Source organism: Nonlabens sp. Asnod3-H03 (assembly GCF_045063665.1).
GTDB lineage: Bacteria > Bacteroidota > Bacteroidia > Flavobacteriales > Flavobacteriaceae > Nonlabens > Nonlabens ulvanivorans.
In genome coordinates this window covers 1,585,085-1,610,650 of sequence record NZ_JBEFOD010000008.1, presented here as the reverse complement: position 1 = coordinate 1,610,650, position 25,566 = coordinate 1,585,085, and the positions used below count along the sequence as shown (strand labels likewise).

The 25,566-nt window shown below is 33.7% G+C and carries 26 protein-coding genes; 13 read left to right on the top strand and 13 right to left on the bottom strand.

The window, feature by feature from the left end; genetic code table 11:
• Positions 1-117 precede the first annotated feature (117 nt).
• The gene (locus ACJJVI_RS10420; RefSeq protein WP_405351817.1) at positions 118-1,986 is read right to left on the bottom strand and encodes a T9SS type B sorting domain-containing protein; all 1,869 of its coding nucleotides are present in this window, start codon (positions 1,984-1,986) and stop codon (positions 118-120) included.
• A gap of 216 nt (positions 1,987-2,202) precedes the next feature.
• On the opposite strand from ACJJVI_RS10420, the gene ACJJVI_RS10415 reads away from it, so the two are divergent.
• From ACJJVI_RS10415 to ACJJVI_RS10400, 4 genes are all read left to right on the top strand, one after another.
• The gene (locus tag ACJJVI_RS10415) at positions 2,203-2,508 is read left to right on the top strand and encodes an HPF/RaiA family ribosome-associated protein (protein ID WP_036585168.1); all 306 of its coding nucleotides are present in this window, start codon (positions 2,203-2,205) and stop codon (positions 2,506-2,508) included.
• 4 nt (positions 2,509-2,512) lie between these two features.
• Positions 2,513-2,938, top strand: a complete 426-nt coding sequence (locus tag ACJJVI_RS10410; protein WP_405351815.1) for an arsenate reductase family protein — start codon at positions 2,513-2,515, stop codon at positions 2,936-2,938.
• 81 nt (positions 2,939-3,019) lie between these two features.
• The gene (locus ACJJVI_RS10405; protein WP_405351813.1) at positions 3,020-3,958 is read left to right on the top strand and encodes a TerC family protein; all 939 of its coding nucleotides are present in this window, start codon (positions 3,020-3,022) and stop codon (positions 3,956-3,958) included.
• A gap of 104 nt (positions 3,959-4,062) precedes the next feature.
• Entirely contained in the window at positions 4,063-4,356 is a 294-nt protein-coding gene (locus ACJJVI_RS10400) for a hypothetical protein (protein ID WP_042271963.1), read from the top strand.
• Between the two features lie 48 nt (positions 4,357-4,404).
• On the opposite strand, the gene ACJJVI_RS10395 is transcribed toward ACJJVI_RS10400, so the two are convergent.
• From ACJJVI_RS10395 to ACJJVI_RS10350, 10 genes are all read right to left on the bottom strand, one after another.
• The gene (locus ACJJVI_RS10395; RefSeq protein WP_405351811.1) at positions 4,405-5,016 is read right to left on the bottom strand and encodes a nitroreductase family protein; all 612 of its coding nucleotides are present in this window, start codon (positions 5,014-5,016) and stop codon (positions 4,405-4,407) included.
• Positions 5,017-5,126: 110 nt separating this feature from the next.
• Positions 5,127-5,378: an acyl carrier protein gene (locus tag ACJJVI_RS10390; protein ID WP_405351809.1), complete on the bottom strand. Its 252-nt coding sequence runs from the start codon at positions 5,376-5,378 to the stop codon at positions 5,127-5,129.
• A gap of 20 nt (positions 5,379-5,398) precedes the next feature.
• Positions 5,399-6,700 (bottom strand): beta-ketoacyl-[acyl-carrier-protein] synthase family protein, encoded by a 1,302-nt coding sequence (locus tag ACJJVI_RS10385; RefSeq protein WP_405351807.1) that lies wholly within the window; start codon positions 6,698-6,700, stop codon positions 5,399-5,401.
• Positions 6,697-7,152, bottom strand: a complete 456-nt coding sequence (locus ACJJVI_RS10380) for a 3-hydroxyacyl-ACP dehydratase FabZ family protein (protein WP_405351805.1) — start codon at positions 7,150-7,152, stop codon at positions 6,697-6,699. The genes ACJJVI_RS10385 and ACJJVI_RS10380 overlap by 4 nt, the downstream gene beginning before the upstream one ends.
• Positions 7,153-7,202: 50 nt before the next feature.
• On the bottom strand, positions 7,203-7,985 hold the full coding sequence (locus tag ACJJVI_RS10375; RefSeq protein WP_405351803.1) for an SDR family oxidoreductase: 783 nt from the start codon (positions 7,983-7,985) through the stop codon (positions 7,203-7,205).
• Positions 7,979-9,028, bottom strand: coding sequence for a type III polyketide synthase (locus tag ACJJVI_RS10370; RefSeq protein ID WP_405351801.1), 1,050 nt, complete (start codon positions 9,026-9,028; stop codon positions 7,979-7,981). The genes ACJJVI_RS10375 and ACJJVI_RS10370 overlap by 7 nt, the downstream gene beginning before the upstream one ends.
• Entirely contained in the window at positions 9,012-9,728 is a 717-nt protein-coding gene (locus ACJJVI_RS10365) for a methyltransferase domain-containing protein (protein ID WP_405351799.1), read from the bottom strand. The genes ACJJVI_RS10370 and ACJJVI_RS10365 overlap by 17 nt, the downstream gene beginning before the upstream one ends.
• Positions 9,725-10,840 (bottom strand): NAD(P)/FAD-dependent oxidoreductase, encoded by a 1,116-nt coding sequence (locus tag ACJJVI_RS10360; protein ID WP_405351797.1) that lies wholly within the window; start codon positions 10,838-10,840, stop codon positions 9,725-9,727. The genes ACJJVI_RS10365 and ACJJVI_RS10360 overlap by 4 nt, the downstream gene beginning before the upstream one ends.
• A 45-nt stretch (positions 10,841-10,885) precedes the next feature.
• Positions 10,886-11,116, bottom strand: a complete 231-nt coding sequence (locus ACJJVI_RS10355; protein ID WP_036585146.1) for a hypothetical protein — start codon at positions 11,114-11,116, stop codon at positions 10,886-10,888.
• A 60-nt stretch (positions 11,117-11,176) separates the two neighbouring features.
• Complete coding sequence (locus tag ACJJVI_RS10350; protein WP_405352617.1) at positions 11,177-13,177, bottom strand: thiamine pyrophosphate-dependent enzyme; 2,001 nt, start codon at positions 13,175-13,177, stop codon at positions 11,177-11,179.
• Between the two features lie 107 nt (positions 13,178-13,284).
• Between ACJJVI_RS10350 and ACJJVI_RS10345 the strand changes: the two genes are divergently transcribed.
• The 3 genes from ACJJVI_RS10345 to ACJJVI_RS10335 all read left to right on the top strand — a co-directional run bounded on the left by ACJJVI_RS10345 (position 13,285) and on the right by ACJJVI_RS10335 (position 17,676).
• On the top strand, positions 13,285-14,235 hold the full coding sequence (locus ACJJVI_RS10345) for an isopenicillin N synthase family dioxygenase (protein ID WP_405351795.1): 951 nt from the start codon (positions 13,285-13,287) through the stop codon (positions 14,233-14,235).
• 32 nt (positions 14,236-14,267) lie between these two features.
• A complete protein-coding gene (locus ACJJVI_RS10340; protein WP_348021185.1) occupies positions 14,268-14,591 on the top strand; it encodes a translation initiation factor in 324 nt (107 codons plus the stop codon).
• Positions 14,592-14,766: 175 nt separating this feature from the next.
• Positions 14,767-17,676 carry a M16 family metallopeptidase gene (locus ACJJVI_RS10335; RefSeq protein WP_405351793.1) on the top strand — a complete coding sequence of 970 codons (2,910 nt, stop codon included), beginning with the start codon at positions 14,767-14,769 and terminating at the stop codon, positions 17,674-17,676.
• A gap of 125 nt (positions 17,677-17,801) precedes the next feature.
• Here ACJJVI_RS10335 and ACJJVI_RS10330 read toward each other — a convergent pair whose 3' ends face one another.
• Entirely contained in the window at positions 17,802-17,984 is a 183-nt protein-coding gene (locus tag ACJJVI_RS10330) for a hypothetical protein (protein WP_036585142.1), read from the bottom strand.
• A gap of 200 nt (positions 17,985-18,184) precedes the next feature.
• Here ACJJVI_RS10330 and fumC point away from each other — a divergent pair, with 200 nt between their 5' ends.
• The 6 genes from fumC (at position 18,185) to ACJJVI_RS10300 (ending at position 24,168) form a co-directional block, all read left to right on the top strand.
• Entirely contained in the window at positions 18,185-19,579 is a 1,395-nt protein-coding gene (gene fumC, locus ACJJVI_RS10325) for a class II fumarate hydratase (RefSeq protein WP_405351791.1), read from the top strand.
• Positions 19,580-19,765: 186 nt separating this feature from the next.
• Complete coding sequence (locus ACJJVI_RS10320; protein ID WP_348021188.1) at positions 19,766-20,272, top strand: DUF3124 domain-containing protein; 507 nt, start codon at positions 19,766-19,768, stop codon at positions 20,270-20,272.
• 1 nt (position 20,273) lies between these two features.
• The gene (locus tag ACJJVI_RS10315; RefSeq protein WP_036585139.1) at positions 20,274-20,879 is read left to right on the top strand and encodes a MarC family protein; all 606 of its coding nucleotides are present in this window, start codon (positions 20,274-20,276) and stop codon (positions 20,877-20,879) included.
• Positions 20,879-21,187, top strand: coding sequence for a DUF6122 family protein (locus tag ACJJVI_RS10310; protein WP_405351789.1), 309 nt, complete (start codon positions 20,879-20,881; stop codon positions 21,185-21,187). Before ACJJVI_RS10315 ends, ACJJVI_RS10310 begins: the two co-directional genes overlap by 1 nt.
• Positions 21,188-21,300: 113 nt before the next feature.
• Entirely contained in the window at positions 21,301-22,413 is a 1,113-nt protein-coding gene (locus tag ACJJVI_RS10305; protein ID WP_405351787.1) for a WG repeat-containing protein, read from the top strand.
• Positions 22,414-24,168 carry a WG repeat-containing protein gene (locus tag ACJJVI_RS10300; RefSeq protein WP_405351785.1) on the top strand — a complete coding sequence of 585 codons (1,755 nt, stop codon included), beginning with the start codon at positions 22,414-22,416 and terminating at the stop codon, positions 24,166-24,168.
• Positions 24,169-24,185: 17 nt separating this feature from the next.
• On the opposite strand, the gene ACJJVI_RS10295 is transcribed toward ACJJVI_RS10300, so the two are convergent.
• On the bottom strand, positions 24,186-25,418 hold the full coding sequence (locus tag ACJJVI_RS10295; protein ID WP_042271933.1) for a glycosyltransferase family 4 protein: 1,233 nt from the start codon (positions 25,416-25,418) through the stop codon (positions 24,186-24,188).
• Between the last annotated feature and the right edge of the window lie 148 nt (positions 25,419-25,566).

The following is a 25,566-nucleotide window of genomic DNA, read 5'->3' as shown; positions in this document are numbered from 1 at the left end:
CTTTATGATTACTGATAAAAATCCCAATAGGCCTTTGCTTATTGGGATTTTTTTATATCATAAAATTTAGATTAATCCGCTTTCGCGAAAGCGGAATACCTACCAACCACTAACCCATTATCTCTTTAAAGTAACATGTCCCGTTAGCACCTGATTGTTATAATGTAGTTTATACCAGTAATCACTGCTAGGTAACGGTTGATTATCATACATCCCATCCCAACCTACTACAAGATTGTTAATTTGCTTAAGTAGTTTTCCATGTCGATCAAAAATCTCTAATATAGCTCCTGGAAAAGCTTCTATATTATTAATGTCCCATGTATCGTGATATCCATCATCATTAGGTGTGAAAAATTGAGGGATTTTTATACGGTTATAAGTAAAAAATGAAACCTCACAACCAGTTCTATCCTTTACTCTCACATTAACCTGTAGCAAACCACTAATATTAAATATAGAACTATTATAATAATCTAAACCATTGATACTATATTGAAAATCACCCGTGTTTTCTGTGATAATATTTAGCTCATCATTATTAACTTCAACACCAGCTATTATAGGTGTTTCAATATATTCTACTTGAAATATTGCGGTACTAGTGCATCCTTCTAGGTTAGTTACCTCACACGTATAAATGCCAGCAACATCTACACTAATACGATCTGTAGTTTCCCCACTACTCCATCTATAAAAACCATTTGGAAATTGAGTGTTTAGTAAAGCTATTTCTTCAGGACATAGTAAAAAGTCTTCGCTATTTACAATGGGTGAAGATCGATTTATAAAATTAACAGGTACTCTAGAATTACTGATACAACCGGAAACAATATCTTCTGTTTCAACCCAGTAAGTGCCATCGATTTGCGTGGTGTAGTCTAAAGAATCATCATGTATAGAATTACCACCTGTTGCGTTCTCATACCAGTATGCCGTTGTACCAGGAGAAACATCTACTATTAAATCGACCAGTTCGCCATCACAAGATATATATGGACTTTGTCTAGGAACGGCTAGTGGAACTACGACATTTCTAAATTCAAAAATTTGTGAAAAAGAATAACAACTAGAATTAGTAAGGTTTGCAGGTGCGCCTGCTATTTTAACTCTATAATAAGTTGTAGAATTTAATGGTGGTGTGGTAAACGAAAAGCTGTTCTCACCTACTATATCTGTAAAGTTACTTCCATCAGCACTTTGCTGCCATTGATATGCTGTTAAAGATGGAGCGCCGTTTTGAACAGTTGCATTAAGTTGTAAACTTTGTGCAGGATCATTTTCACATTTTGTTACTACAGTTTCGCCAGTAATCGTCGTTACTAAAACATCATCACCGCATACATTAAAACTTATATCATCAATGGCGAGATCATTACCACAGCCGCCAGCACCTACATTAATCATTTTAAGAACAACACCGTTCTGTCCAGTGCTTGTGGTAAATTTTAAACCATATTTAATCCATGTAGGACGTTGATCTGCAAATTTAGGACTCATGGTACCATTTGCTAATAAAATTGTGTCTGTAGCATCCCATATTTCAAAACGCACTTGTATCGGTATTTCTGTATTACCACACACATTTTGTACGCCATCGAGTACATTCATAATCCATGCACTAAATTCATAAGGTGTGTTTTCACACAATCCATTTATAGGCGTTCTATAAAACTGACCAGCATTAAAACCAGCATTAACAATAAGCATTTTACCATCATTATTACCTGTATGATCAGGGAAAGAAAACCAACTACCCAATTGACCAGAGTCACTAGAAATAGTGTATTCACCATCTTGCGGTGCAGCATTTACATATTGATATGAAGTTACTGCATTAGAAAGTGATGGACCATTATTTGTGCCTGACCCAAAATCTTCTGTAAATATGGCTGGACCTAATATTCCATCACAGAATTGTAATTGCGCTTTCGCGAAAGCGTAACTCAATAAAGCCAGTAAGGTTAGAGTAATCCTATTTATCATACTGAAAATATACGGTAGAATTTTATATGATTGCCCAACATAATCAAAGATTAATCATAGAAAACAGAATAACAAAACAATACATCTTTAATAGAATTGGTATAAATTTATGAATACGTCTGTAAATCTCATAATTTCTTACTAATAACACGTTAAAGCTTTATGAAAGCACATGTAATAATCAGATATTGAATGTAACTTCAATAAAAAAATAATATGCAAATCCAATTCAATTATCAGCATGTCTCTGGAAGTACAGAGCTAGAAAATTTTACTAAAGAAAAATTGCAAGTTATTGCAGATCGATATAGCTGGGTAACCAGAGCAGATGTTTTTTACAGAGTAGAAAATACGGAAAGTAAAGAATCTGGAATGATTGCAGAAATAAGGCTAAGCGCACCAGGTCCTAGATTATTTGCAGAAGAATCACAATCTAATTTTAACGATGCTGTTTCTAAAGTAGTGAATCAATTAAAAACGCAGTGTGAGAAACGTAAATCAGAACTTATAGACCATGCCTAATCAGATGTCAGTACTCAATACCAAAGAAAACTTATTAATCCTTTTTTATAATTCTGAGATAAAGAATCACAAGGAAATCTATGCTTATACTAAAAGTGCAGAAAAGGATTATCATGCCGTGGACATTAGCAAAACAAAAGTAACAGGTACCGTATGGGCAGAAGTAGCTGAAAAACTTTCTATAACCGTACATGGACTGATTGATACAGATCATTCTGCCTTTGAGAATCGATATGGTAAGGAAAAAGAACTTAGTGCAGACGATACTATAAAGATTTTACAAAACGATCCCGAGATGCTCATCTTCCCTATTATGGTGAAAGATGATACCGCTAAAATCATTAAGAATTACAGCGAAGTAACTAGGTTTCATGACCCTGACAGCATAGGAATTGATAAAACAGAAATAGGAAAAGAAAACGATTATTAATTAATAATCATAATTTTAAAAAAGGCTTTGATTTGCATAAATCAAAGCCTTTTTACATGTAACTGTATTAACTTTGATATTATGACAATTTGGATATCCTTTATAATATTTGTGACCATTCTGCTAGCATTAGATCTGTTAGTCTTCAATAGGAATGCACATGTAATATCAACAAAAGAAGCAACGAAATATACTATACTATGGGTTTCTATAGCACTAGCGTTTACAGGTGTTATTTATTTGATCTATAACGGATCTTATATGGCAAATCCTGAAGGTTTATCTGCTAATAAGGCTTCTATAAAATATATTACCGGTTATCTAATTGAACTATCATTAAGTATTGATAACATCTTTGTGATAGCTATAATATTTAAGTCTTTTGCGATTGAACAACGGTATCAACATCGTGTTCTATTTTGGGGTATCGTTGGAGCTTTAATTTTTAGAGCTGCTATGATCTTTTTTGGTGTAGCCTTGATAAGGGAAATAGACTGGATGACTTATATTTTTGGTGCTTTTCTATTATATACAGCCTTTAAAATGCTAGTTAGTAAAGATGATGATTTCAATCCAAAGGAATCTGTAATCTATAAACTTGCACGTCGCTGGTTTCCTGTTACTGATCGTATTGAAGGACAAGACTTATTTATTAGAAAAATGGGGAAATTAATAGCGACTCCTCTTTTTTTAGCCTTAATCGTAATTGAATTAACAGATGTACTATTTGCTTTAGATTCTATTCCTGCAATCCTAGCCATTACCTCTGATCCATTTTTGGTCTTCTCTAGTAACATTATGGCTATAATCGGATTACGTAGTATGTACTTCTTCTTATCTAATCTATTAGATAAATTTCAATACATCCATTATAGTCTTATAGCTATTCTAACTTTTGTAGGTCTTAAAATGATATTAGTACACTACATTCATTTCCCTGAATGGGTATCCTTAACTTTTATCTTTACTGCTTTACTGGTAGGCGCACTTACCTCAAAATTTCTACCTCATGAAAGCTAATAACGATTGATTAAAATAAATACAGATTATTAAGCTCTCTATTTTTAACATTTTTTTCAAAACCATATGGTGACATTCTAGCGTATATCTATAAAATATGCTCGATGATTACGTACACTTATAAACATACACAACAAAAACAACGACTTGAAAATTTATTTCAACAAGAATTATTGCCGGTATTTGAATCCAATGCCATAGAGCATGTTCAGGTTGATTTTCAACTTGTTATAGATCATAACGGACGAACAAAAGAATCTGCCTCCATATACTTGAGATATAATAATCGTTTAATATCCTTTAAAGCTATTAAAGGACGATTTAAAAAATCTGCAAGTATCATTATTGAGGATGTTAAAAGCTATTTTGATCAAACAGATCGATTTTTATCTGCATAAAAAAAGGCTCCTAATTGAATTAGGAGCCTTTTTAAGTTTGTAATCATTTTATAAAGATTCTCTTTCTATAAAATCACCGTTAAAGAGAAATTCATCTTGTTTTTTACGTTTTCTAGGAGTATTTTCTTCTTTTTGTAAGTCTTCATTTAAATCATCATCATTTCCCCCATAATAACCAGCGGTTATTGCTGTAGCAACATGATATTCTTCAGGAAATCCAAAATCTTCTTTTGCAGACTCAAAATCCACACCGGCCATTTGGTGTATAGCTATTCCCATACTGTGTGCTTGAATAGCCATATTTGCTGTAAATTGACCTAGATCATGTAAGGCGTGATAATTTTCTTTACCATCAGGAGTTTTAGTATTTATTACTCCTAGCATTAGTACTGGCGCATTAGTCGCCCACGACTGGTTAAATTCCACAAGATGATTCATTATACGATCATATGTTTCACTTCCTTTTATTCCCCAAACGATATTCCATGGCTGAAAGTTATTGCTGCTAGCAGCCCATCTTCCAGCTTCAAACATTGATTGTAAATCTGTTTGAGAAACTGGCATATCTGCAAATACCCTTGGACTCCATCTATCTTTAATATTGTCAATTATAGGATGGTCATTAGGTGTTTCTTTAAGAGCTGTATTTTCTTTATTCATCTTTTTATTTACAAGATAAAACCATAGGGTTTAGATATCACTACCTTTTAAATAGTATTATTATAATATTAATAGATATTTATGAAAATACAATTTAATAGTTTAAAAGTTTAAGGTTTTAGTTTTCTTTGAACAATCTGGACAGAATCTGATACGGTCTGCATTGCTTCCATATCGCTTTCATCTAAGGTGATATCAAAAGCATCTTCAACATCTAAAGCAATATCTACTAGGTGAGCACTATTTATTCCTAGATCCTGCATTAGATGGCTATCAGCCCGTATGTCATCAGCATTTACATCTTGTGGTAAGTATACTTTAACGATATCATGTAATTGATTCTCTATTTCTTCTTTTTTCATTTATAATTATATTCTAGACCTTAGTCATTATTTAATTCATCTTTCCATCGTTTTAATACTACAGCGGCGTTCACATCACCAAAACCAAAACTTGCTTTAATTAAAATGTCTATATCTGTTTGAACCACTTTAGTCGGTATTTTCTCAGCTGGATAAATAGCATTAATATCAGAGTGTAATTTTGTTATATTTTGATTAGGAAATATCTCTTGATGCTTTAATTGTAATATAGCACCTACTAATTCAATACTACCAGCTGCAGCAAGACAATGCCCTACTGTTGATTTAAAGCTATTTAAATAAGGGAATTGATTAATCAATTGCAATCCTTCAACCCAGTTACTTACTTCATAACCATCTTTGCCAGTAGCTGTTATATGACCATTTATGGCGTCTATATCCTTATTAGAAACACCTGATTGCTCGACCGCTTGCTGAATACATTGTTGCACGGCATCACCATTAGGAGCAGTCATACTACCACTACCGCGATGGCCACCAGAATTTAGTGAACCACCTAAGACCTCTCCATATATAGTTGCTCCACGTTTTAAAGCACTGTCCAATTCTTCAAGAACCATTACTCCAGCGCCACTACCAGGCACAAAACCTGCTGCATCATCAGAAAATGGTCGACTAGCTTGTTCTGGATGATTATTATAACCTGTAGGCAATATGCGCATGGCATCAAAACCACCCCAAATATATGGACCAGAATCACTTGTAGAGCCTACAAGCATTTGAGTAGCTTTTCCATAAGCTATGCGCTCATATCCCATTATAAAAGCTTCTGTACCCGTACAACAAGCACTAGAATTGCTTGTGACCATATTCCCAGCTCCTAGTTCACCTGACAACCATGCACTTACACCACTAGTCATAGTTTGGATCACACTGGTACTTCCTAACCTGCGCACACGACCGTCGTCTATCAAGTGAATTGCTTCTCTGAATTTTTCACCACCACTTTGGCCAGTTCCCATTACGATTCCAAAATCAGACAATGCACAACCTTTATCAGCTACGGTTAATCCAGCGTCCTTAAAAGCGTCTTTTCCTGCGATAACACCATATACTAATCCGCTTGCCTTTAAACCTCTAAGCTGTAACGGTGTAAAATATTTTGCAATATGTTCTACAGTTAAATGAGGTGTACCAGATACCCGACATCCAAAACTTAAATCTGCTAACTGCTGGTCATATGTTAAGCCACTTTTGCCAATTTTCAATGATTTGTAAAAATCGGAAACATTAATAGCATTAGGAGCTACCACGCCCATACCTGTTATTACAACTCGTTTAAGGATTTGCTTACTCATCATTTTCCAGTTTCATCAGACTTTATAATCATACCACTCACCCAACCTTCTGCAATTTTCTTCTCGTTTTCATCCATCATCTTTACTAGACATTTTAATTTTCCAAATCTGAAATATTCCTTTCTAGCACTAACTATAACTGCGGTTCCTGGCTTAACGATTGAATTAAACATTACATGACTTTCATTAAAAACAAAATCAAAAGATTGTGTGTTATTTTTATTTAAATAAGTACCTAGACAAGCTAGTCCGATTTGTGCCATGCATTCAATAAGAATAACTCCTGGAGTTACTGGGTTTTGTAAAAAATGATGCTTGTAGAAATATTCGCTTTCGCGAAAGCGGTAAACACCTATCACATGGTTATCATCCATTTCTAAGATGTGGTCCACAAATTTAAATCCGTCACCATAGGGTAAATTTGCTACTATTTTTTCAAAGGGATCTAAAAGCAATTTGTAAAGTATTAGTTAATATGATTAAATATAATATGTTTAAAATCAAACTATTGTAAAGATTCTCCACCATCAACTTTAATTACATTTCCTGTAATCCATTGGGATTCTTTAAGAGCTAATAAATAAACGACGTTTGCGACATCTTCTGGCTGTGTAAGCCTGTGATTAGGATTACGCTTTAGACTCGTCTTTTTAAGAGCTTCATACATAGGTATGCGTTTAAGACTATCTGTATCTGTAACACCAGCCTGTATACAATTACAGGTGATTTGTGATGTAGCAAACTCTATAGCCATACTTCTATTAATCGCCTCAAGAGTTGCCTTTGCGGCACTAACCGCAGCATAGCCTTCCATAGGCTTTAAACTGCCTTCACTAGTGAAACTAATTACTCTTGCAGGAGTTGCAAACATAGATTGTGAATGTAAATTAGAAACCCAACTGTAGAGACTTATTCCCATGGATTGCACCGTTTGTTGAAAATCACCACTAGACAATCTATTTTCACCAGTCATAGGCTTTAAATTACCTTTAGAAATACTATGAAGTAAAACACTTAGCTTGTTCTCGTTTAAAAATGGTTTGATTTGAGATAGTGCTTCGATAATTTTATCCTCGCGAGCGGCATCCATATTAAGAGTTAATAATTGATTCCCAAAACTTTTTATCTTTTGAAAATCTGCTTCAATTTTTGAAGTTTGTAATCGAGAGGCTCTATAAAGAATGATAAGATTCATGCCATGCTGTGCTAGTTTTAGAGCGCTTGCATACCCTAGACCGCTACTACCGCCTAGAATTATTCCATACTGACCTTCAAATTCTTTTACCATTCTAATAAAATGCGTTGTGCTGTGAAACCTGGACCAAAACTAAGCATCAATCCTCGCTCACCAGTTTGTAGATTTTGAGTCATAAATCGTTCTAATACAAATAGAACGGTCGCACTACTCATATTACCATAAAGTCTCAAAACCTCTTTAGTATCATTAATATCTTTACCTAGTCCTGCAAATAGCTCCTCTACGGTTTGTACAATCTTTTTTCCTCCAGGATGAAATATTAAATGATCAATATCTTCAATAGACAATCCTTGTTTTTCAAGAAACGGATGAATTATCGCAGGAAAATGACTGGCTATCGTTTCTGGTACAGCTTTATCGAGCACCATTTGTAATCCACTATTTACTAAGTCAAAACCCATCATATGCGTTGCATCAGGGAAGTGATACATCTCGTGTGCTTTCATTACAGGTCCATCATCATCATGTGATGATAATAGTACACATGCGCATCCATCGCCAAATATGGCTGCACTTACCATATTTGCCATAGAATAATCCTCTAATTGAAATGTAGCTGTTGGTGCTTCTATCGCTACAACAGCAGCTTTTTTGCCAGGATTTGCTGTTAAAAATTGTTGTGCATAAATTAAACCAGATACGCCAGCAACACAGCCCATCTCAGTAACGGGTAGTCGATAAATATCAGGCCTCATTCCCATGCTATTAATTAAATATGCATCGATAGAAGGAATCATTATACCCGTACAACTTACCGATATGATATAATCTAAATCAGTTGCTTGCCAGCAGGCTTTATCTAATGCTTTTTGAACAGCCTTCTCGGCTAGTGGTACTACTTCTCTTTTATAGATGGCGTTACGATCCTCAAAAGATGTTTTTGTAAAAACCTCAATAGGATCCATTATAGAGTACCTTTTATCAACTCCAGCACCTTCAAATATCTTGATCGTTTTACGTCTCAATCTATCATCTTGATCTGCAAGCCAGGTTTCAACAAAAGGTAAAATCTCTTTAGTTTCTTTATAATACTTAGGTAGTTGCGTTGCAACCGCTTTAATTTTTACGCTCATAGATAGGTATTAACCATATAAATCGGAATGACCACTTCCATTGTATTAAGTCATTTTTAAAAGGTACCAATTTTGCATATCGTTTAAGATCTGCACGCTTGAAACCACTTGCGATAGAAATTAAGCCATCGTGTTTTGAAATTTCATTTCTTATAAAAATAAGACATACTAGTTGAAATAGTATAAAAGCCGTTCTGCTTCTATGTAAATCATTAATAATTATAGAGTAAGTCGTTATTTCCTTAAATTTCTTTAAAAAATCAATGATTTCTATATCATCAAAATGATGCATGGTTAAAGTACTTATAAGTATATCACATTCAATTTCTGTCGAATCGATTTTTAAAATATCGCTTTCGCGAAAGAGAATATCCTTAAATCCTTCACTCTTTAAATATCCTTTCTTGATTGAATTTGCACTAAAATCTAATCCCAAGAACTGAACTCTAGAATCATTAATATTAGTGGAAAGATAACGTAACATCTCACCATCACCGCAACCAGCGTCAACAATCGTTATGGTTCTCTTATTTATTTTTTTAAGTTCTTTTTGAACAGCTTTTAAGGTAAATTTAAATCCACCTAGCCATTTATTAACTCTATTAATATCATCAACAGCATTTTGTAAAGTTTGCTCATCAAGATTGGGATCATCCATCCACTCTGGATCAGAGTTTCTTTTATGGTCTACGTAAATCATGGTTGTATCTCTTTACCGTGTGTTTTTTTAATGATTATAGGAAGTAGAAACGGTAAACGCTCTAAGATCCAATAAGATAATGTTGTTAATTTTTTATGTAATAAAACCTTTTGCAGCAACCTTCCATAAAGCAATCTAGATGAAAATGTTTTTCTCCAGCTTTTAGAGTACTTAATTAACATTTGATCTCTGGTTATTTCATCTTGTAAATACTGAGTCACATACTTAGACGCAATCTGCGCACTGTGAATAGCCATTGCCATACCATTACCGCATAATGGATGAATTAATCCTGCGGTATCACCTATCATTAATAATTTAGCTTCTACAGGTTGTTTTTGTTCAAATGAAATCTGAGAGATAGTGATCGGCTTTTCCCATATTGGAACAGCCACTTTAAAGAATTCTTTCAAAGCTATATTTTGTGTTAACACCTCTTTATTAAAGGCATTAATATCTTTATACTCTTTAAAAGATTCAAAATTTACTAAATAGCATAAATTCACATTACCGTTTTCTATCTTAGATAACCCTGCATATCCACCTTTAAAAGCATGTAATTCCACGATATCATTAGACATTTTAAACTTATAATGCATTTTAACGGCGAGCCATGGAGATTTTTTCTGAATAAAAGGTCTTGCTAACTTTTTGTCAAGTAATGATCTTTTACCTGTAGCGATGATGACTTGTCTAGCAGTTAATTTTTGATCAGTAGTAATTACCTCATAATGATTATGATTCAAAGTTATATCTGAAACACGATCGAGAAGAAAATCTGTCTTTTCTTTGGCTTTATTATATAATTCTAAATCTAAAGAATATCTAGATACACCTATGCCTCCTAAAGGTAACGTGGCCGTTTTAATAGATTGCGATCCACGTGTAAATCTAAAATTATTAATAGTAACTTGAGAAAGATCATTAATTTGAATACCTAACGATTTTAAATATGAATCAACCTCCATACTTAAATACTCTCCACACATCTTGTGACGTGGATACGTATCAGGATCAATAACCAGTACTTTAAAATGTTGAGATAGGTGTATAGCGGCCGTTAGTCCGGCAAGACCACCACCAGCAATAATGACATCATAGTTCTTCTTCACCTGTTAAAGGTAAGAACTTTCATATCATTTAAGAATTAAATCTAATTAATTGGAATTAGACTTTTCTGCTTCTTTTCTCTTGTTGCGCTTATAGTTGTATTTTAATAGTAAATACAATCCTAGAAGCGATGCAAAGAGACATAGTAAGATTTTGCCTGTAATACCTAATGAACCATCACTAGGACCAAAAGTTACCAAGAAGGTGAATAAAACAGTAAGAATCCACAACGCATAACGAAAGTTGTGTAATTCATTAAGAATACCTAATAATTTCATTTTTACTTTTATGTAGTTATTCAGGGGAAACCAAATTTATTAATTCCTACAAATAAAAGCTTAATAATCTAACAATTCTTTTACACAAATTTTAAGTCTACTTGTTGGTAAGTAGTTATTTTCCAATCCTTTTTCAAAAGGTATAGGCGTATCTAGGCTTCCTACTCTTCTAATGGGAGCGTCTAAATACTCAAAACATTCTTCACCTATAAAACCAGCAATATCAGCTGCTACACTACCGGTAAGATTATCTTCGGTTAAGATAATTACCTTACCTGTTTTACGTACAGATGCTTTAATAGACTCTGTATCGAGAGGTGCTAATGTTCTTAAATCTATAAGATCGATATCAAAATGCATTTCATCGATTAATTGCTTTGCCCAGTGAACACCAGCACCATAAGTAATTATCGATAGGTCATTTCCATGATTAATTGTAGCTGCTTTCCCTAAAGGCAGATTATAATACCCATGAGGAACATCTCCATAAACACTACGATATAAAGCCTTATGCTCAAAGAATAAAACTGGATTAGGATTTTCTATCGAAGCTGTTAGGAGTCCTTTTGCATCGGCAGGAAAAGCAGGATAAACTATCTTAAGACCAGGAATGGTATAAAACCAAGCTTCATTAGTTTGTGAGTGAAACGGTCCTGCTCCTACACCAGCACCGCAAGGCATTCTTACTACAATATCGGCTTTTTGATTCCATCTATAATATGATTTTGCTAGATAATTAACTATTGGATTAAAGCCACTACTTACAAAATCAGCAAACTGCATTTCAACAACGGCTTTCATACCAGCGATACTTAATCCCATCGCAGCTTCTACAATAGCACTCTCACAAATTGGTGTATTACGAACTCGTTCACGACCAAATTTTTCTACAAAACCGTCAGTAATTTTAAAAACACCACCATATTCGGCGATATCTTGTCCCATGATTACTAAATTATCATAACGATTCATAGATTCTTCAAGTCCATCTTTAATGGCGTCTACTAATCTTATGTTGGTGTTTTCACCACTAGGCTCAACTTGAACATATTCATGTGGCGCAAAGACGTCTGCTAGTTCTTGTTGTGGTGTGGATTGAGGTAACGCTTTCGCGAAAGCGGTTTCTAAACCTGCATTAATATCATTTTTAATCTCATTTCTCCAATCTTCAATCTGATCGCTAGTAATGATATTTTCATCTATAAGATACTGCTCAAAACGAGTTAATGGATCGCGCTGTTCCCAGTATTGCATCAGTTCATCAGGAACATACTTGGTTCCACTTGCCTCTTCGTGTCCTCGACGTCTAAAGGTTTTGAACTCCACAAGCACTGGTTTTGGATTTTCTCTAATATCATTTAAGATTGATGATATTTTTGTATAAACTTCAACAATATTATTACCATCAATAATATGTGATTCCATACCATAACCTATTGCACGGTCTGCAAGATTCTCGCAGTTGTATTGTTCACTTGTGGGCGTGCTTAATCCATAACCATTGTTTTCAATACAAAATAAAACAGGCAAACTCCATACACTAGCAACGTTAAGAGCTTCGTGAAAATCGCCCTCACTGGTACCACCTTCACCCGTAAATACAGCCGTTGCAAGCCCAGTATTTTTTAATTTTTGAGCAAGTGCAATCCCATCTGCGACACCTAATTGTGGTCCCAGATGAGAAATCATACCGACAATATTATAATCTTGGGTACCAAAGTGGAAACTGCGATCTCTTCCTTTAGTAAAACCATCTTCTTTACCTTGCCATTGTGCAAACAACTTCCATAATGGAATATCACGAGTTGTAAAAACTCCTAGATTGCGATGCATGGGTAAAATGTACTCGCTCTTTTGCATAGCCATGGTTACACCTATCGCGATAGCTTCCTGTCCTATTCCCGAAAACCATTTTGAAATTCTTCCCTGACGCAATAGAATAAGCATCTTTTCCTCAATTAATCGAGGTAACAACATTCTCTTGTACAAATTTATTAATGTATCTGTATCAAGATTATTCTTATATAATTCTGTAAGTTTAAGAGGACTAGTTTCTATCATGATGTTTTGCTGTATCCCAAATGTAGTATAATCAACGATTATACCTAGAAAAGCTATTAAAATGTGTGAGGCATTTACTAACTTTGTTATCAACACAATTTTTTATCATGAATAATATTCCAAGCGTTGATCTAGCAGACTTCCTGAGCGATGACCCTAGTAGAAAACAAAAATTTATAAATGAAATTGGTAAAGCTTATGAAGATATAGGTTTTGTAGCTCTCAAGAATCACTTTTTATCTGATCAATTAGTTGAGAATCTATATAATGAAGTTGAGAATTTTTTTAAACTTCCCGTAGAAACCAAAAAAGGATATGAACGTCCAGAAATAGGCGGACAACGTGGTTATGTATCTTTTGGTAAAGAACATGCAAAAGGCAAAAAAGAAGGTGATTTAAAGGAGTTTTGGCATTTTGGCCAAGAGGTTGCGCCAGACGCTAATATTGAAGAAGACTATCCTGAAAATGTAATCGTTAAGGAATTACCTGATTTTAATAAAACAGGTATGGAAGCGTATCGAATGTTAGAAAAAACAGGGATTTACGTTTTAAGAGCTCTTGCTTTACATATTGGTATAGATGAGCACTACTTTGATCATTGGGCTAGTAATGGTAATTCTATTTTGAGACCTATACATTATCCACCTATCACTAGAGAACCGGATAACGCTGTGCGCGCTGGTGCACATGGTGATATTAACTTAATTACGTTACTAATGGGTGCAAGCGCCCCAGGTTTACAAGTTCAGAATCGTCAAGGCGAATGGCTAGACGCTATCGCGCAAGAAGATGAACTCGTTATTAATGTAGGTGATATGTTGCAACGTCATACTAACAATAAATTGAAATCAACAATTCATAGAGTCGTAAATCCGCCACGTGAATTATGGCACACTAGCCGCTACTCTATTCCGTTCTTTTTACATCCTCGTAGTGATATGAAATTGGATTGTCTAGAAGAATGTGTTGATGAGAATAATCCAAAACAACATGATGATATTACTGCTGGAGATTTCTTACATCAACGATTAGTTGAAATAGGATTAATAAAGAAGTAAACTGTTTAAATTATCAGATAAAAAATAAAATTTTGGACTTAAGCGATCAATTAAAAAATTTATTCCCTGAACATCAATTTAAGGAAGAAGTAGAACCTGAAAAAAGTAATGTGTGGTTACAAGAGGATCCTTTACAATGTAAGTTTGAAAAACGTAAAGGAAAAGTAAACACGATTATAGCTGGTTATACGGGTGCTACTTCGGATTTTAAAATTCTTGCTAAAGAGATTAAAACCATGCTAGGTGTAGGTGGTAGTTTTAAAAATGACGAAATCATCATTCAAGGTGATTATCGAGATCGTATTATGGATTTCTTAAAAGAGAAAGGTTTTAAGGTCAAACGCGTCGGTGGTTAAACCATAAAACCCTACTAATAATAAAAAAGCGCTCTTATTTCAACATAAGAGCGCTTTTTTATGTGAATTATTCATTAAATACTATTCCTACAAAATATTCGTTGTGTAAATTCATAACCTGAAACTTAACTATTCAGATTATTAACCAAACTATTGAGTAACTAAATCAATCATTATGAAAAAACACTATCTAAGTCTGTTAGGAATAGCAGCTTTATTAGTTGTGGCATGCGGTGGTCCTAAATCAACTACAGCAAATAAAACCACTACTACAACCACAACAAGTACTGCTACCAGTACCACGACTAGTGCAGCTGAAGCTGCATTGACTGCAGTTGGTATTGACTTAAATGCAAAAATACCGTTAGACCCTACCGTAAAAACAGGAGTACTTTCAAATGGTCTTACATACTATATCCAAAATAATGGTAAACCAGAAGATAAAGTAGAACTACGACTTGCGATCAACGCAGGTTCTATTCTTGAAGATGACGACCAGCAAGGTCTTGCTCATATGATGGAACATATGAATTTTAATGGAACGACTAACTTCCAGAAAAATGAGCTAGTAGATTACCTTCAAGGAATAGGTGTCAAATTTGGTGCAGATTTAAATGCATACACCAGTTTTGATGAGACTGTATACATTCTTCCTATACCTAGTGATGATCCAGAAAAATTAGACAATGGATTTACAATTCTTTCTGATTGGGCAGGTGGAGCGTTGTTAGAAACTGAGGCTATTAATGACGAACGTGGAGTAATTTTAGAAGAATCTAGAACTGGTAAAGGTGCCAATGATAGAATGAATAAAGTTACTTTTCCAGTCATCTTTGCGAATTCTAAATATGCAGAGCGTCTTCCTATAGGAAAAGATGAAATCATAGCAAATTTTGATCCTGACGCAATCAGACGGTTCCAAAAAGACTGGTACAGACCAGACTTAATGGCTGTTATTGCTGTTGGTGATTTAGACGTTGCAACACTTGAAGCTAAAATTAAAGAACATTTTGGGGATATTCCAGCAGCTGAAAACCCAAGAAAACGAGAAGAATTTGGTTTACCTAATCATGAAGAAACTCTTATCGCAATAGCACAAGATCCTGAGGCAAGTTTTGCTCAGGTAAGAATTCAATATAAGGATTCAAAGAAGGCTGAACCTACCACAACGGTTTCAGATTTAAGAGATGATTTAGTAAATGGATTATTCTCTCAAATGATGAATAATCGTTTACAAGAACTGACCACAAAGCCTAATCCACCATTTATATTTGGATCTTCTAGTTATGGTGGCACTGGTATACGAGGTAAGAATTCCTATTCTTCTTTTGCAGGAACATCACCAGATGGTCAATTAACCGCTTTGAAAACTTTATTAGAAGAAAATCAAAGAGTAAAGTTATATGGTTTTCAGGCTAGTGAATTTGAGAGAGCTAAAACTAGTTATAAGTCATTTTATGAAACATTCTATAAGGATAGAGACAAAAGAGAAAGTGGTCGTATTGTAGGAGCTTATGTAAATCATTTCTTAGTCGGTGATATGGTACCAAGCGTTGAGTATAGTTATGAAATGGCTATGAAATTAATGCCTACTATTACTATAGAAGAGATTAATGCAAAAATGGCAGACTATATTCATGATGACAATCGTAGTATTGTTTTTACGGGACCAGAAACAGAAAACAAGCCTACAGAAGCTGATATCTTAAAAATCTTGAATGATGTAGCAAATAGTAAGATCGATAATTATCAAGATACTGAGGTACGTGAAAATTTAATTGAAAAATTACCTATTGCAGGTGCTATTGCCAAAACCACAAAAAATGATAAGCTAGGTACAACAACTTATACATTAAGTAATGGAGCAACAATAACAACTAAAAAAACAGACTTTAAGAACGACGAGATTCTAATGACTGCTTATTCTTATGGTGGGACTAGTTTGTTCTCTGATGCAGAATATAAAGCGGTGAGTCAAGCAATGGGCGGTGTTACTCAAGGTGGAGTTGCTGGAATGAATCAAACAGATATGGGTAAATATATGTCTGGGAAATTAGTCAGAGTAAGCCCACGAGTAGGATCGATAAGCGAGAATTTTAATGGTAGCTCAACACCAGACGATCTTGAAACAATGTTTCAGTTGATTCACCTTTATTTTACAGATATTAATAAAGATGATGAAGCTTATCAATCATACATTGATAAACAAAAATCCTTTTTGGGTAGTTATTTATCAAGACCAGAAAGCTACTTCAGTAATGAGGTAAATAAATATAGATTCGAGTCTAGTCCTAGATATACAGGCTTCCCTACTCCAGAGATGATGGATGCTGCAGATTATGATAAGGCATATGAACTTTTTAAAGAACGTTTTTCAGATGCTGGAGATTTTAATTTCTACCTAGTTGGTAATATAGATGATGCACAAATTCAAGAATTTGCAAAAACCTATATTGCTAGTCTTCCAAGTTCTGGTAAAAAAGAAATGTATAAGATGAACGAATGGAGAGAAGATACTTCTAAACCACGTAAGAAGATTGTAAAGAAAGGACTTGAGGAAAAAAGTACTGTGCAAATTGTGTGGACTGGTGAAGCAAATTCTTATAGCGCTAAAGAAAACATGGCTCTAGATGCTCTAGGAGAAATTGCTACAATTAAAATCATCGAGACGCTACGTGAGCAAGAAGGTGGTATCTACGGTGGTGGCGCTAGAGGTTCTTTAAGTAAGATTACATATCCACGTTATAACTTCAGCATTTCTTTTCCTTGTGGACCAGATAACGTAGATAAACTAGTTGCTGCGGCTCTTAATGAACTAGAGATGATTAAGAATGATGGCCCTACAGATAAGGATATGAATAAAGTGAAAGAAGCCTATTTATTAGAGTATAAAGAGAATCTTGAAAGTAATAGATTCTGGTTAAACTCTTTATACAGCGCTGACTATGAGCAAAAAGATCCAAATAAAATACTTGACTTTGAAGCATCAGTTGCTAAGTTAACAAAGGCAGATGTTCAAGCCGCTGCTAAAAAGTATATAGATGAAAATTACCTACTAGCGGTACTTTTACCTGAAGACAAATAATAAATAGTATTACAACTAAATTAAAAAGGTGCTATAATAATAGCACCTTTTTTTATTCTCTTTAATCCACAAAAAAACCGTCCAGATATACTCTAGACGGTTTTTACTATATGATAATCAGGTAATTATGCGTTACCTGTTTCCTGAGCATTTTTCTTAGCTTCTCTTTTCATTTTCATTTTTTCCATTAGTGAGCCTGTAATCCAGTACGGAATTACAAATGCTGTTAAGAAAATCATTAACCAGAATCCTATGGTTAATATTCCTAAAAATGCTAAAAATCCTAAGTATTGATCAAATTCAAACATCGTAATTGTATTTGCTGCAAAGATAAAAGCTTTCCGTAAAAAAATGAAACGATTTCTATGATTTATTAACAGGTTATTGTTAGTAAGGTGTTGATGGCATTACGCTTTCGCGAAAGCGTTTAAAAAAACAAGCCTAAAGCCTTCTAAAATTGATTCATTAAAAGAATTACACCTATTATATTTGTGAAAAATATGAAATCATGGCATATCGTATAGAAAAAGATACAATGGGACCTGTCGAAGTTCCTGCAGATAAATTATGGGGCGCGCAAACACAGCGTTCTAGAGACAACTTTAAAATAGGTGTCGCTGGTAGCATGCCGCTAGAAATCGTTTATGGATTTGCTTATCTTAAAAAAGCAGCAGCCTACACCAACAGCGAACTAGGTGTTCTTGCGGAAGAAAAAAGGGATCTTATCGCACAGGTTTGTGATGAAATTCTTGCTGGAAAGCATGATGACCAATTTCCTCTTGTAATATGGCAAACGGGATCTGGTACACAATCTAATATGAATGTGAATGAGGTCATTGCAAACCGTGCGCACCAAATCGCTGGCAAAACAATAGGTGAAGGCGAGAAAACAATACAACCTAATGATGATGTAAACAAGTCTCAGTCCTCAAATGACACCTTCCCTACTGGAATGCATATTGCATGTTATAAAAAGATTGTAGAAAGCACCATTCCTGGTGTAGAACAATTGCGCAATACGTTACACGCCAAGGCGGTTGCTTTTAAAGACATCGTTAAAATAGGTCGTACTCATTTAATGGATGCTACACCTTTAACTATAGGACAAGAGTTTTCTGGTTATGTATCGCAACTAGATCATGGAATGATTGCTCTTAAAAATACACTAGCTCATTTAAGTGAACTTGCATTAGGTGGAACAGCTGTAGGTACCGGTTTAAATACTCCTGCGGGATATGATGTAAAGGTTGCTGAGTACATCGCACAGTTTACCGGTTTACCTTTTATCACTGCTGGTAATAAATTTGAAGCTCTTGCTGCACATGATGCCCTAGTAGAAACACACGGTGCATTAAAGCAAATAGCAGTATCTCTTAATAAAATTGCACACGACATAAGAATGCTGGCTAGTGGTCCACGTTCTGGAATAGGAGAATTAATTATTCCAGCAAATGAGCCTGGTAGTTCTATCATGCCAGGAAAAGTAAACCCTACGCAAGCCGAAGCTATTACAATGGTTTGTGCACGTGTTATGGGTAACGATACTACTGTAACTGTAGGTGGTATGCAAGGTCATTTTGAACTTAATGTTTTTAAACCAGTAATGGCGGCAGCAGTTCTAGAAAGCGCACAGTTAATAGGAGATTCTTGTAGAAGTTTTGAAGAGAATTGTGCTGCAGGAATAGAACCTAATCATGATAAGATTAAATCATTATTAGACAATTCATTAATGCTTGTAACGGCTTTAAATACAAAAATAGGATATTATAAAGCTGCGGAAATTGCCAACAAAGCACATGAAGAAGGTTCTACATTAAAAGAAGCTGCGCTTGCATTAGGCTATGTAACTTCTGAAGAATTTGATGCTTGGGTTAAACCAGAAGATATGGTAGGACATAAATAAAGTTCTCATAATCATAACATTAAAAAGCCACTTTTCAACAGTGGCTTTTTTTTATAAAACATATTTTCTTAGCTTTTAATTAAAAGAATTCTCAATAAAAAATGGGTTCTTTGTTTAACCATAAGGTGATTATAAAAAACACTGATAAACAAATTGTTATATTAGTATCAATCAGTAAATGAAATGATGAAGAGATATTTTTCTATTGTATTAGTGATTCTACTTTTTAGCTGTGAAGAGAAAGTGGAAATGAGTTCTATTAATCCAGAAAACTGGAAGAAAAGAAGTGTATCCATAGAACAAACAGACTCTTTAGAGTATGGGAAATCATATCTTTCTATTTACTCTCAGATTTATAGTATATCAGAAAGCCGTACACAAAATCTAACCGGAATGGTAAGCTTGAGAAATACAAGTGATTTAGATACCATTTATTTATTAAAAGCAGAATATTATGATACACACGGTAAGTCTGTTAGAACATACTTTGACTACCCTATTTATTTAGCTCCACTAGAAACTACTGAGATTATTATTGATGAAAAAGACATATCTGGTGGTACTGGTTCTAATTTCATATTTGAATGGCAAAAGCCTCACGACTCTCCTGAACCTATATTTGAAGCAGTAATGACTTCTATTCTAGGTCAACAAGGTTTATCCTTTACAACTCAATCCAAAAGAATTAAGTAACATGGCCGAAATTTTAACCGCTATATTTTTCTTATTTGCAGTAATAGATCCTATAGGTACTGTACCTGTATATCTAGAAGCTACTAAAGAATTTGATAAACTTCATAAACGCAAAGTGGCCATAAGAGCGTCTGTTGTAGCATTTTTGATATTGTTATTTTTTATAGTAATAGGTCAAATCATTCTAGAAGGAATGGAAATAACGCTAGATGCTTTTCAAATATCTGGTGGTGTTATTTTATTTTTATTTGCACTTACGATGATATTTGGTGGAGGAAAACCTGAAGATGAAAAAAGTCATATCTCTGACTATAAACATGTTACCATTTTTCCGGTTGCGATTCCGTCCATTGCCTCACCAGGTGCAATTCTAGCAGTTGTACTTCTTACTGATAATCATATCTATTCTATAGAGCAACAAGCGTTTACTACGCTATTGGTACTTTTAGTAATAGGTATAACGTGCGTCACTTTATTACTTGCAAATAATATTCAAAAAGCAATAGGTAGTTATGGTATTACCGTAATTAGTAAAGTTATGGGATTAATACTAGCTGCTTATGCAGTACAAAGTATATTATCTGGTATTGCAGACTATTTTAAGTAATGCAGACATTTATACATTACTTTTTACATTTTGTAGCACCATTAGGGATAGCCCTATTATTCTTTAAAAAAGATTGGAAAACTGCGTATATACTATTTCTGTTGACAATGCTAGTAGATTTAGATCATCTACTCGCCTCTCCTATTTTTCAAGCTAACCGCTGTAGTATTCATTTTCATCCTTTACATACTTACTATGCAATGATTGTTTATGTAGTGATGTTATTCTTTAAAAAACCAATTCGTATATTAGGAATTGGTTTGTTATTTCACATGTTGACTGACTATGTGGATTGTTTGATGATGTAATGAAACAAGGTTTAGATTATATTTAAAACTTTAATTAAAAATACCCCAAAAAGGGTATTTAACAATCCAATAAAAATACTTTTCTTTATCAAGTATTATATTAACATTTATATATGACAACTCTTAGAACAAGCATTACGGTTGCTATTTTTACAGTATCAACATTATGTTTTGGCCAAGGATCTGCTGTGAAAATTGAAAATAAAGCAACTAATGAAGAAACTAATAGAAGTATAATTTTACAGGAAATTGATGTTAAAAGGAATCAATTAAAAAAGGAAATTGCTTCTGCAGGCTTTAGATATATTTATCCAAATAGTATATGCTATGACATTGACGGTTGTGAAAAGGAAATAGCTAAAATTCAAAAGAGAAAACAACTCATTAATAAAATAAATTATGTAGCTAAAGCGACTGAATTAGATAACTTATATAAACAAATAGGAATAGAAGGAGGTTTTGTTGAAAATTACCACACAGCATTACATAAGTACGATAGGTCAGAACTTCTATTGAACGAAAAGATTGATGAAATAAATGGTAAGGTGACTGAGAAAATCGTAAAAGCTAAAAGCGATCGAAGAAAAGATTTGGATATAGCGAATGAAATTGTTGAAGTCGCTAACATGACTGACCTTTCTACAAACTTAAGTAAGACTGTTTCCTTAAATGATTTTTTAGCAGAAAATGTAGTTAATTTAAAACCATCTACCACTGAAGATTTTCTAAGTGATTATAATACTTATTCTGATGATGAAGATTTCTTAGAAGAAGCTTCAATTAAAGAAAAAGATAGTTTCAAAATTTATATTAAGAACGGTAAGATGGGCGTAGAAGATTTAAATGGTAATATTCTTATACCTTATAAATTTGAGCGTATCCTAGAGTATCAAGATGGAGTAGCAAAGGTTTCAAGTGTTTTAGAGAGAATTACATTAGATAAAGGAGGCTATGGGGTTTGTAATAGTGTGCCAACAAGTGTTTACGTGTCTGAAGTTGGGTTTGTAAACTCAACAGGTGAATATATTTTACCTCCTAAAAAAGAAATTGACATATCTTATTCCTTTGATGGCGGTTGTTTAGAAGTTATTTTAGAAGGTGACAATCGTACATCAGAAGAACGTAAAGCTGATAGCAATCGAGCAAACAAAAGGGAAGAATTATTTTTTGAAAGGCAAATTATTATAGCTCAAAATAAACTTATTAAAAAACATAATATTAAATAAATGAAAAATTTACTCATCATAATTATTCTTTTAAGTCATTCCATGATAAGTGCTCAAACTTTAGATATAAAAACTAAGAATATTATAACTGCCAAATTTATAGAGGCTAAAAATTATTTTGAGGTAGAGAAATTTAACGAAGTAATTTCAAACATTGAAGAAATTGAAGAATTAACTGGTAAGCCTACCCTAGCAACAGCAATCGACTTAAAAGTTAAAACTTTAATTGAGTTAGATCAATTAGAGCTGGCTGAACAGCAAATCGAAGTATTGATGAATATGAATTTATCTACGGAAATAATTAAAAACATTGCTATCTATAACTCTGATATTTTAGAAAGAAAGAAAGAAATTGAAATCGAAATATCTAGAAAGAAAGAAATTGAAAGAAAGAAAAAAGAGGAAGATGAAGCTTTAGCCAATGCTTATAAAGACTTTAGATACATCTCTTGTACTAATAGTCGTTGTGATGGTGGTCAGATTCATTATACCGAAAGAGTGAAATGTGGTGGAGATGATGACCCTGAATCTTATCGTGGCGTTGGGTGCAGAGGAAAGGGTTACATAATGGTTGGAGTATTGAGAGGTCCCGGCATACCATATGATAGTGGAAGAAGAACTCACGAAAAGTGCAAAGGCACAGGAAATATTACTGTTAAAAAATCAAAAACATGCAATGTTTGTAAAGGGGAAAATAAGTTATTGGATTACACTGGTGACTATCCTTTTAGCTCCTCACAAATAACAAGTATAATTGAAAATCAAAAATATTCTATTGATAAGGCATTGCTTACCAAGGCTAAATTTTTAAATAATACTTCTCTTAAATTACTATCTTTTAAATCTGGAGGTAAAGTTGGGTTTATAAATGAAAGCCTTGATATAGTTATTCCCGCACAATATGATCATGCTGATGATATGATTGATGATAGAGCAATTGTTCGAAAAGATGGCTTACAAGGGATTATTAACATGAAGAATGAACAGATTACTCCTATCGTTTTTGACAACATTAAACGTTATGATAATTTTTACATTTTCAAAAAAGATGGAGTTTATATGAAATCGAATTTTGATGGGGAAATTGAAGATGAAAAATTTTCATCACTCACGCAAATATTTGATGATGTGATTTTGCTTACTCCAATCGGTTCTAACAGTTCTAAATTAATTACCAGAAATTCAGAAATAGATAAAGTCGATAGCGCTGTCTATTCATATCTAAATAAAAATATAATTTATAGTAAGAATGGTTTATTTGGTATGCTGGATATTAAAGGATATCAGATTTTAGAACCTATTTATTTGGAAATTGACAATATTGGTGATTATTTGTATCGTTGTAAATCGAGTATGAATAAATGGATAATTTTTGATATTAAAAATAGTTTTAAATCTGTGGAATTTGATGAGGTAACCAAAGGTAAAACCAATTCATTTATAAATATAAAAAATGACAACAAGTATGGTATTTATAGTGATGGCCAATTAACAGATCCCATCTACAAAATGATTTATACTCCTGAAAATTCTAATTTTCATGGAACCTTAATAGCCACTAATTTCTTATCTCAAAAAGGTGTAATCAATAATAAGGGAGAAATTATTATTCCATTCAACTTTTATGATATTAAAATGGTAGAGTATGAATTATACAATAGATTTTTATGTATGGAAACTGAAAAAAGTAAACGAAAAAGGCTATTGTATAGTGTTACAGGCGAATTTGTTAAAAAAGTGAAAATTGATCGTTAAATAAATATTGAATTAAACTATTTATTCTTCTCCTCGATCCACTGACTGAAATATTTAGTGCTATTAAATGCTTGTTGTTGCAGCAATTGCCCCATAAAATTTTGCAAACGATGATGTTCTAGATTTATCATCACATCATTAATTCTAGTGATAAATTTATCTTTAAATAATGTTATTTCAAACCTTTTGCGAAGTGTTTGAAAACCTAACTCTTGTTGTTGCTTCCATAAGTTTTCGTGAGAATATAGCTCTATGGCTTGTTGAGCAAAATCTGCTGGAGTTTGATTTAAGCTTGACGTTGTTGTTGAATAGATACCTTCCATCGCTATAGGTGTTCCCACAAATGGAGTTCCGGTTTCCATGGCTGTGAAAAGTTTTCCTTTCAATCCTGCACCGAACCTGATAGGAGCCAGTACTACTCTACTGTTCTCTATTACCTCTTTTGCTTCTATCGCTCTACCATTAATGTAAAATCCTTGCTTCTCATTTTGTAATTGCGAAACTTTTGGACTCTCATAGGCACCGTAAACTTGCATTTCTGCTTTGGGAAGTTCCTTTCTAATTAAGGGCCATATTTTGGTCTTTAAGTAAAGAACAGCATCATAATTAGGCTTATGAATAAAATTACCAATGGTAGAAAAATGACTGCGCTCTTGAAAGCTTTTAAAATTGGTTGATTTTAAGTTTTTTAGTGTTCCCGAACCAACTAAGAATGGTAAATAATGTAATAACTCTCTAGGTATACGGAATTGATTTTGAAGTAATTCCATTTCATATTCAGAAATAATCAAACTTACATCACAACGATACATACTAGCTATCTCACGCATAGCCTGCTCGCTATGCAAGTGTTTTAAACTTACCTCTTCGTTATTTTTAAGAGCTACTTCCCTAGCCTTTCTTAAAAAATGTAAATCTTCTGTATCAAGGATATTGATACTGTTAGGGCAGCTTTCGCGGAAGCGCCATCCAAACTGCTCCTCTATCATAAAACGATCATACATGACCGCATTGAATTGTTCTTCTTTAACCCAATCATTAAAGCTATGATTGTTTAATAAAATAGCCTTTTCTTCAACTTCAATACTGGCAAGTTGAAAGCTATAATCACTACGTGATGCTGCACTGGCAAAGGTTATTGCAAAACCAGCATCTTTAAACAATTCAATTAATTGCAACATGCGCGTTCCGGCAGCTGTGCTTTGAGGTTCTGGCCAAGTATGACCTATAATTAAGAGTTTATTTTTCACCAGTCAAAGGTAAGAAAATGAAGAAGGCTTTTATTTTTCAAAATGATTTCACCTACTTAAAGGCTTAAAATTAAGAGCTTAAATAAGTTGAGTAATTCTAAGAATAAAGTTTCATGTAAGTCATTTTTTAAGAACTACCATTCTCATG

Excerpts from the sequence above, each read along its gene's own strand:
- ACJJVI_RS10415 (WP_036585168.1), top strand. The coding sequence starts at position 2,203 with ATGCAAATCCAATTCAATTATCAGCATGTCTCTGGAAGTACAGAGCTA.
- ACJJVI_RS10395 (WP_405351811.1), bottom strand. The coding sequence starts at position 5,016 with ATGAATAAAGAAAATACAGCTCTTAAAGAAACACCTAATGACCATCCT.
- ACJJVI_RS10355 (WP_036585146.1), bottom strand. The coding sequence starts at position 11,116 with ATGAAATTATTAGGTATTCTTAATGAATTACACAACTTTCGTTATGCG.
- ACJJVI_RS10375 (WP_405351803.1), bottom strand. The coding sequence starts at position 7,985 with ATGGTAAAAGAATTTGAAGGTCAGTATGGAATAATTCTAGGCGGTAGT.
- ACJJVI_RS10310 (WP_405351789.1), top strand. The coding sequence starts at position 20,879 with ATGCAGACATTTATACATTACTTTTTACATTTTGTAGCACCATTAGGG.
- ACJJVI_RS10365 (WP_405351799.1), bottom strand. The coding sequence starts at position 9,728 with ATGATTTACGTAGACCATAAAAGAAACTCTGATCCAGAGTGGATGGAT.
- ACJJVI_RS10350 (WP_405352617.1), bottom strand. The coding sequence starts at position 13,177 with ATGATAGAAACTAGTCCTCTTAAACTTACAGAATTATATAAGAATAAT.
- ACJJVI_RS10390 (WP_405351809.1), bottom strand. The coding sequence starts at position 5,378 with ATGAAAAAAGAAGAAATAGAGAATCAATTACATGATATCGTTAAAGTA.
- ACJJVI_RS10320 (WP_348021188.1), top strand. The coding sequence starts at position 19,766 with ATGAAGAGATATTTTTCTATTGTATTAGTGATTCTACTTTTTAGCTGT.
- ACJJVI_RS10315 (WP_036585139.1), top strand. The coding sequence starts at position 20,274 with ATGGCCGAAATTTTAACCGCTATATTTTTCTTATTTGCAGTAATAGAT.
- ACJJVI_RS10345 (WP_405351795.1), top strand. The coding sequence starts at position 13,285 with ATGAATAATATTCCAAGCGTTGATCTAGCAGACTTCCTGAGCGATGAC.
- ACJJVI_RS10370 (WP_405351801.1), bottom strand. The coding sequence starts at position 9,028 with ATGAGCGTAAAAATTAAAGCGGTTGCAACGCAACTACCTAAGTATTAT.
- ACJJVI_RS10335 (WP_405351793.1), top strand. The coding sequence starts at position 14,767 with ATGAAAAAACACTATCTAAGTCTGTTAGGAATAGCAGCTTTATTAGTT.
- ACJJVI_RS10420 (WP_405351817.1), bottom strand. The coding sequence starts at position 1,986 with ATGATAAATAGGATTACTCTAACCTTACTGGCTTTATTGAGTTACGCT.
- ACJJVI_RS10300 (WP_405351785.1), top strand. The coding sequence starts at position 22,414 with ATGAAAAATTTACTCATCATAATTATTCTTTTAAGTCATTCCATGATA.
- ACJJVI_RS10305 (WP_405351787.1), top strand. The coding sequence starts at position 21,301 with ATGACAACTCTTAGAACAAGCATTACGGTTGCTATTTTTACAGTATCA.
- ACJJVI_RS10385 (WP_405351807.1), bottom strand. The coding sequence starts at position 6,700 with ATGATGAGTAAGCAAATCCTTAAACGAGTTGTAATAACAGGTATGGGC.
- ACJJVI_RS10400 (WP_042271963.1), top strand. The coding sequence starts at position 4,063 with ATGATTACGTACACTTATAAACATACACAACAAAAACAACGACTTGAA.
- ACJJVI_RS10405 (WP_405351813.1), top strand. The coding sequence starts at position 3,020 with ATGACAATTTGGATATCCTTTATAATATTTGTGACCATTCTGCTAGCA.
- ACJJVI_RS10410 (WP_405351815.1), top strand. The coding sequence starts at position 2,513 with ATGTCAGTACTCAATACCAAAGAAAACTTATTAATCCTTTTTTATAAT.
- fumC (WP_405351791.1), top strand. The coding sequence starts at position 18,185 with ATGGCATATCGTATAGAAAAAGATACAATGGGACCTGTCGAAGTTCCT.
- ACJJVI_RS10330 (WP_036585142.1), bottom strand. The coding sequence starts at position 17,984 with ATGTTTGAATTTGATCAATACTTAGGATTTTTAGCATTTTTAGGAATA.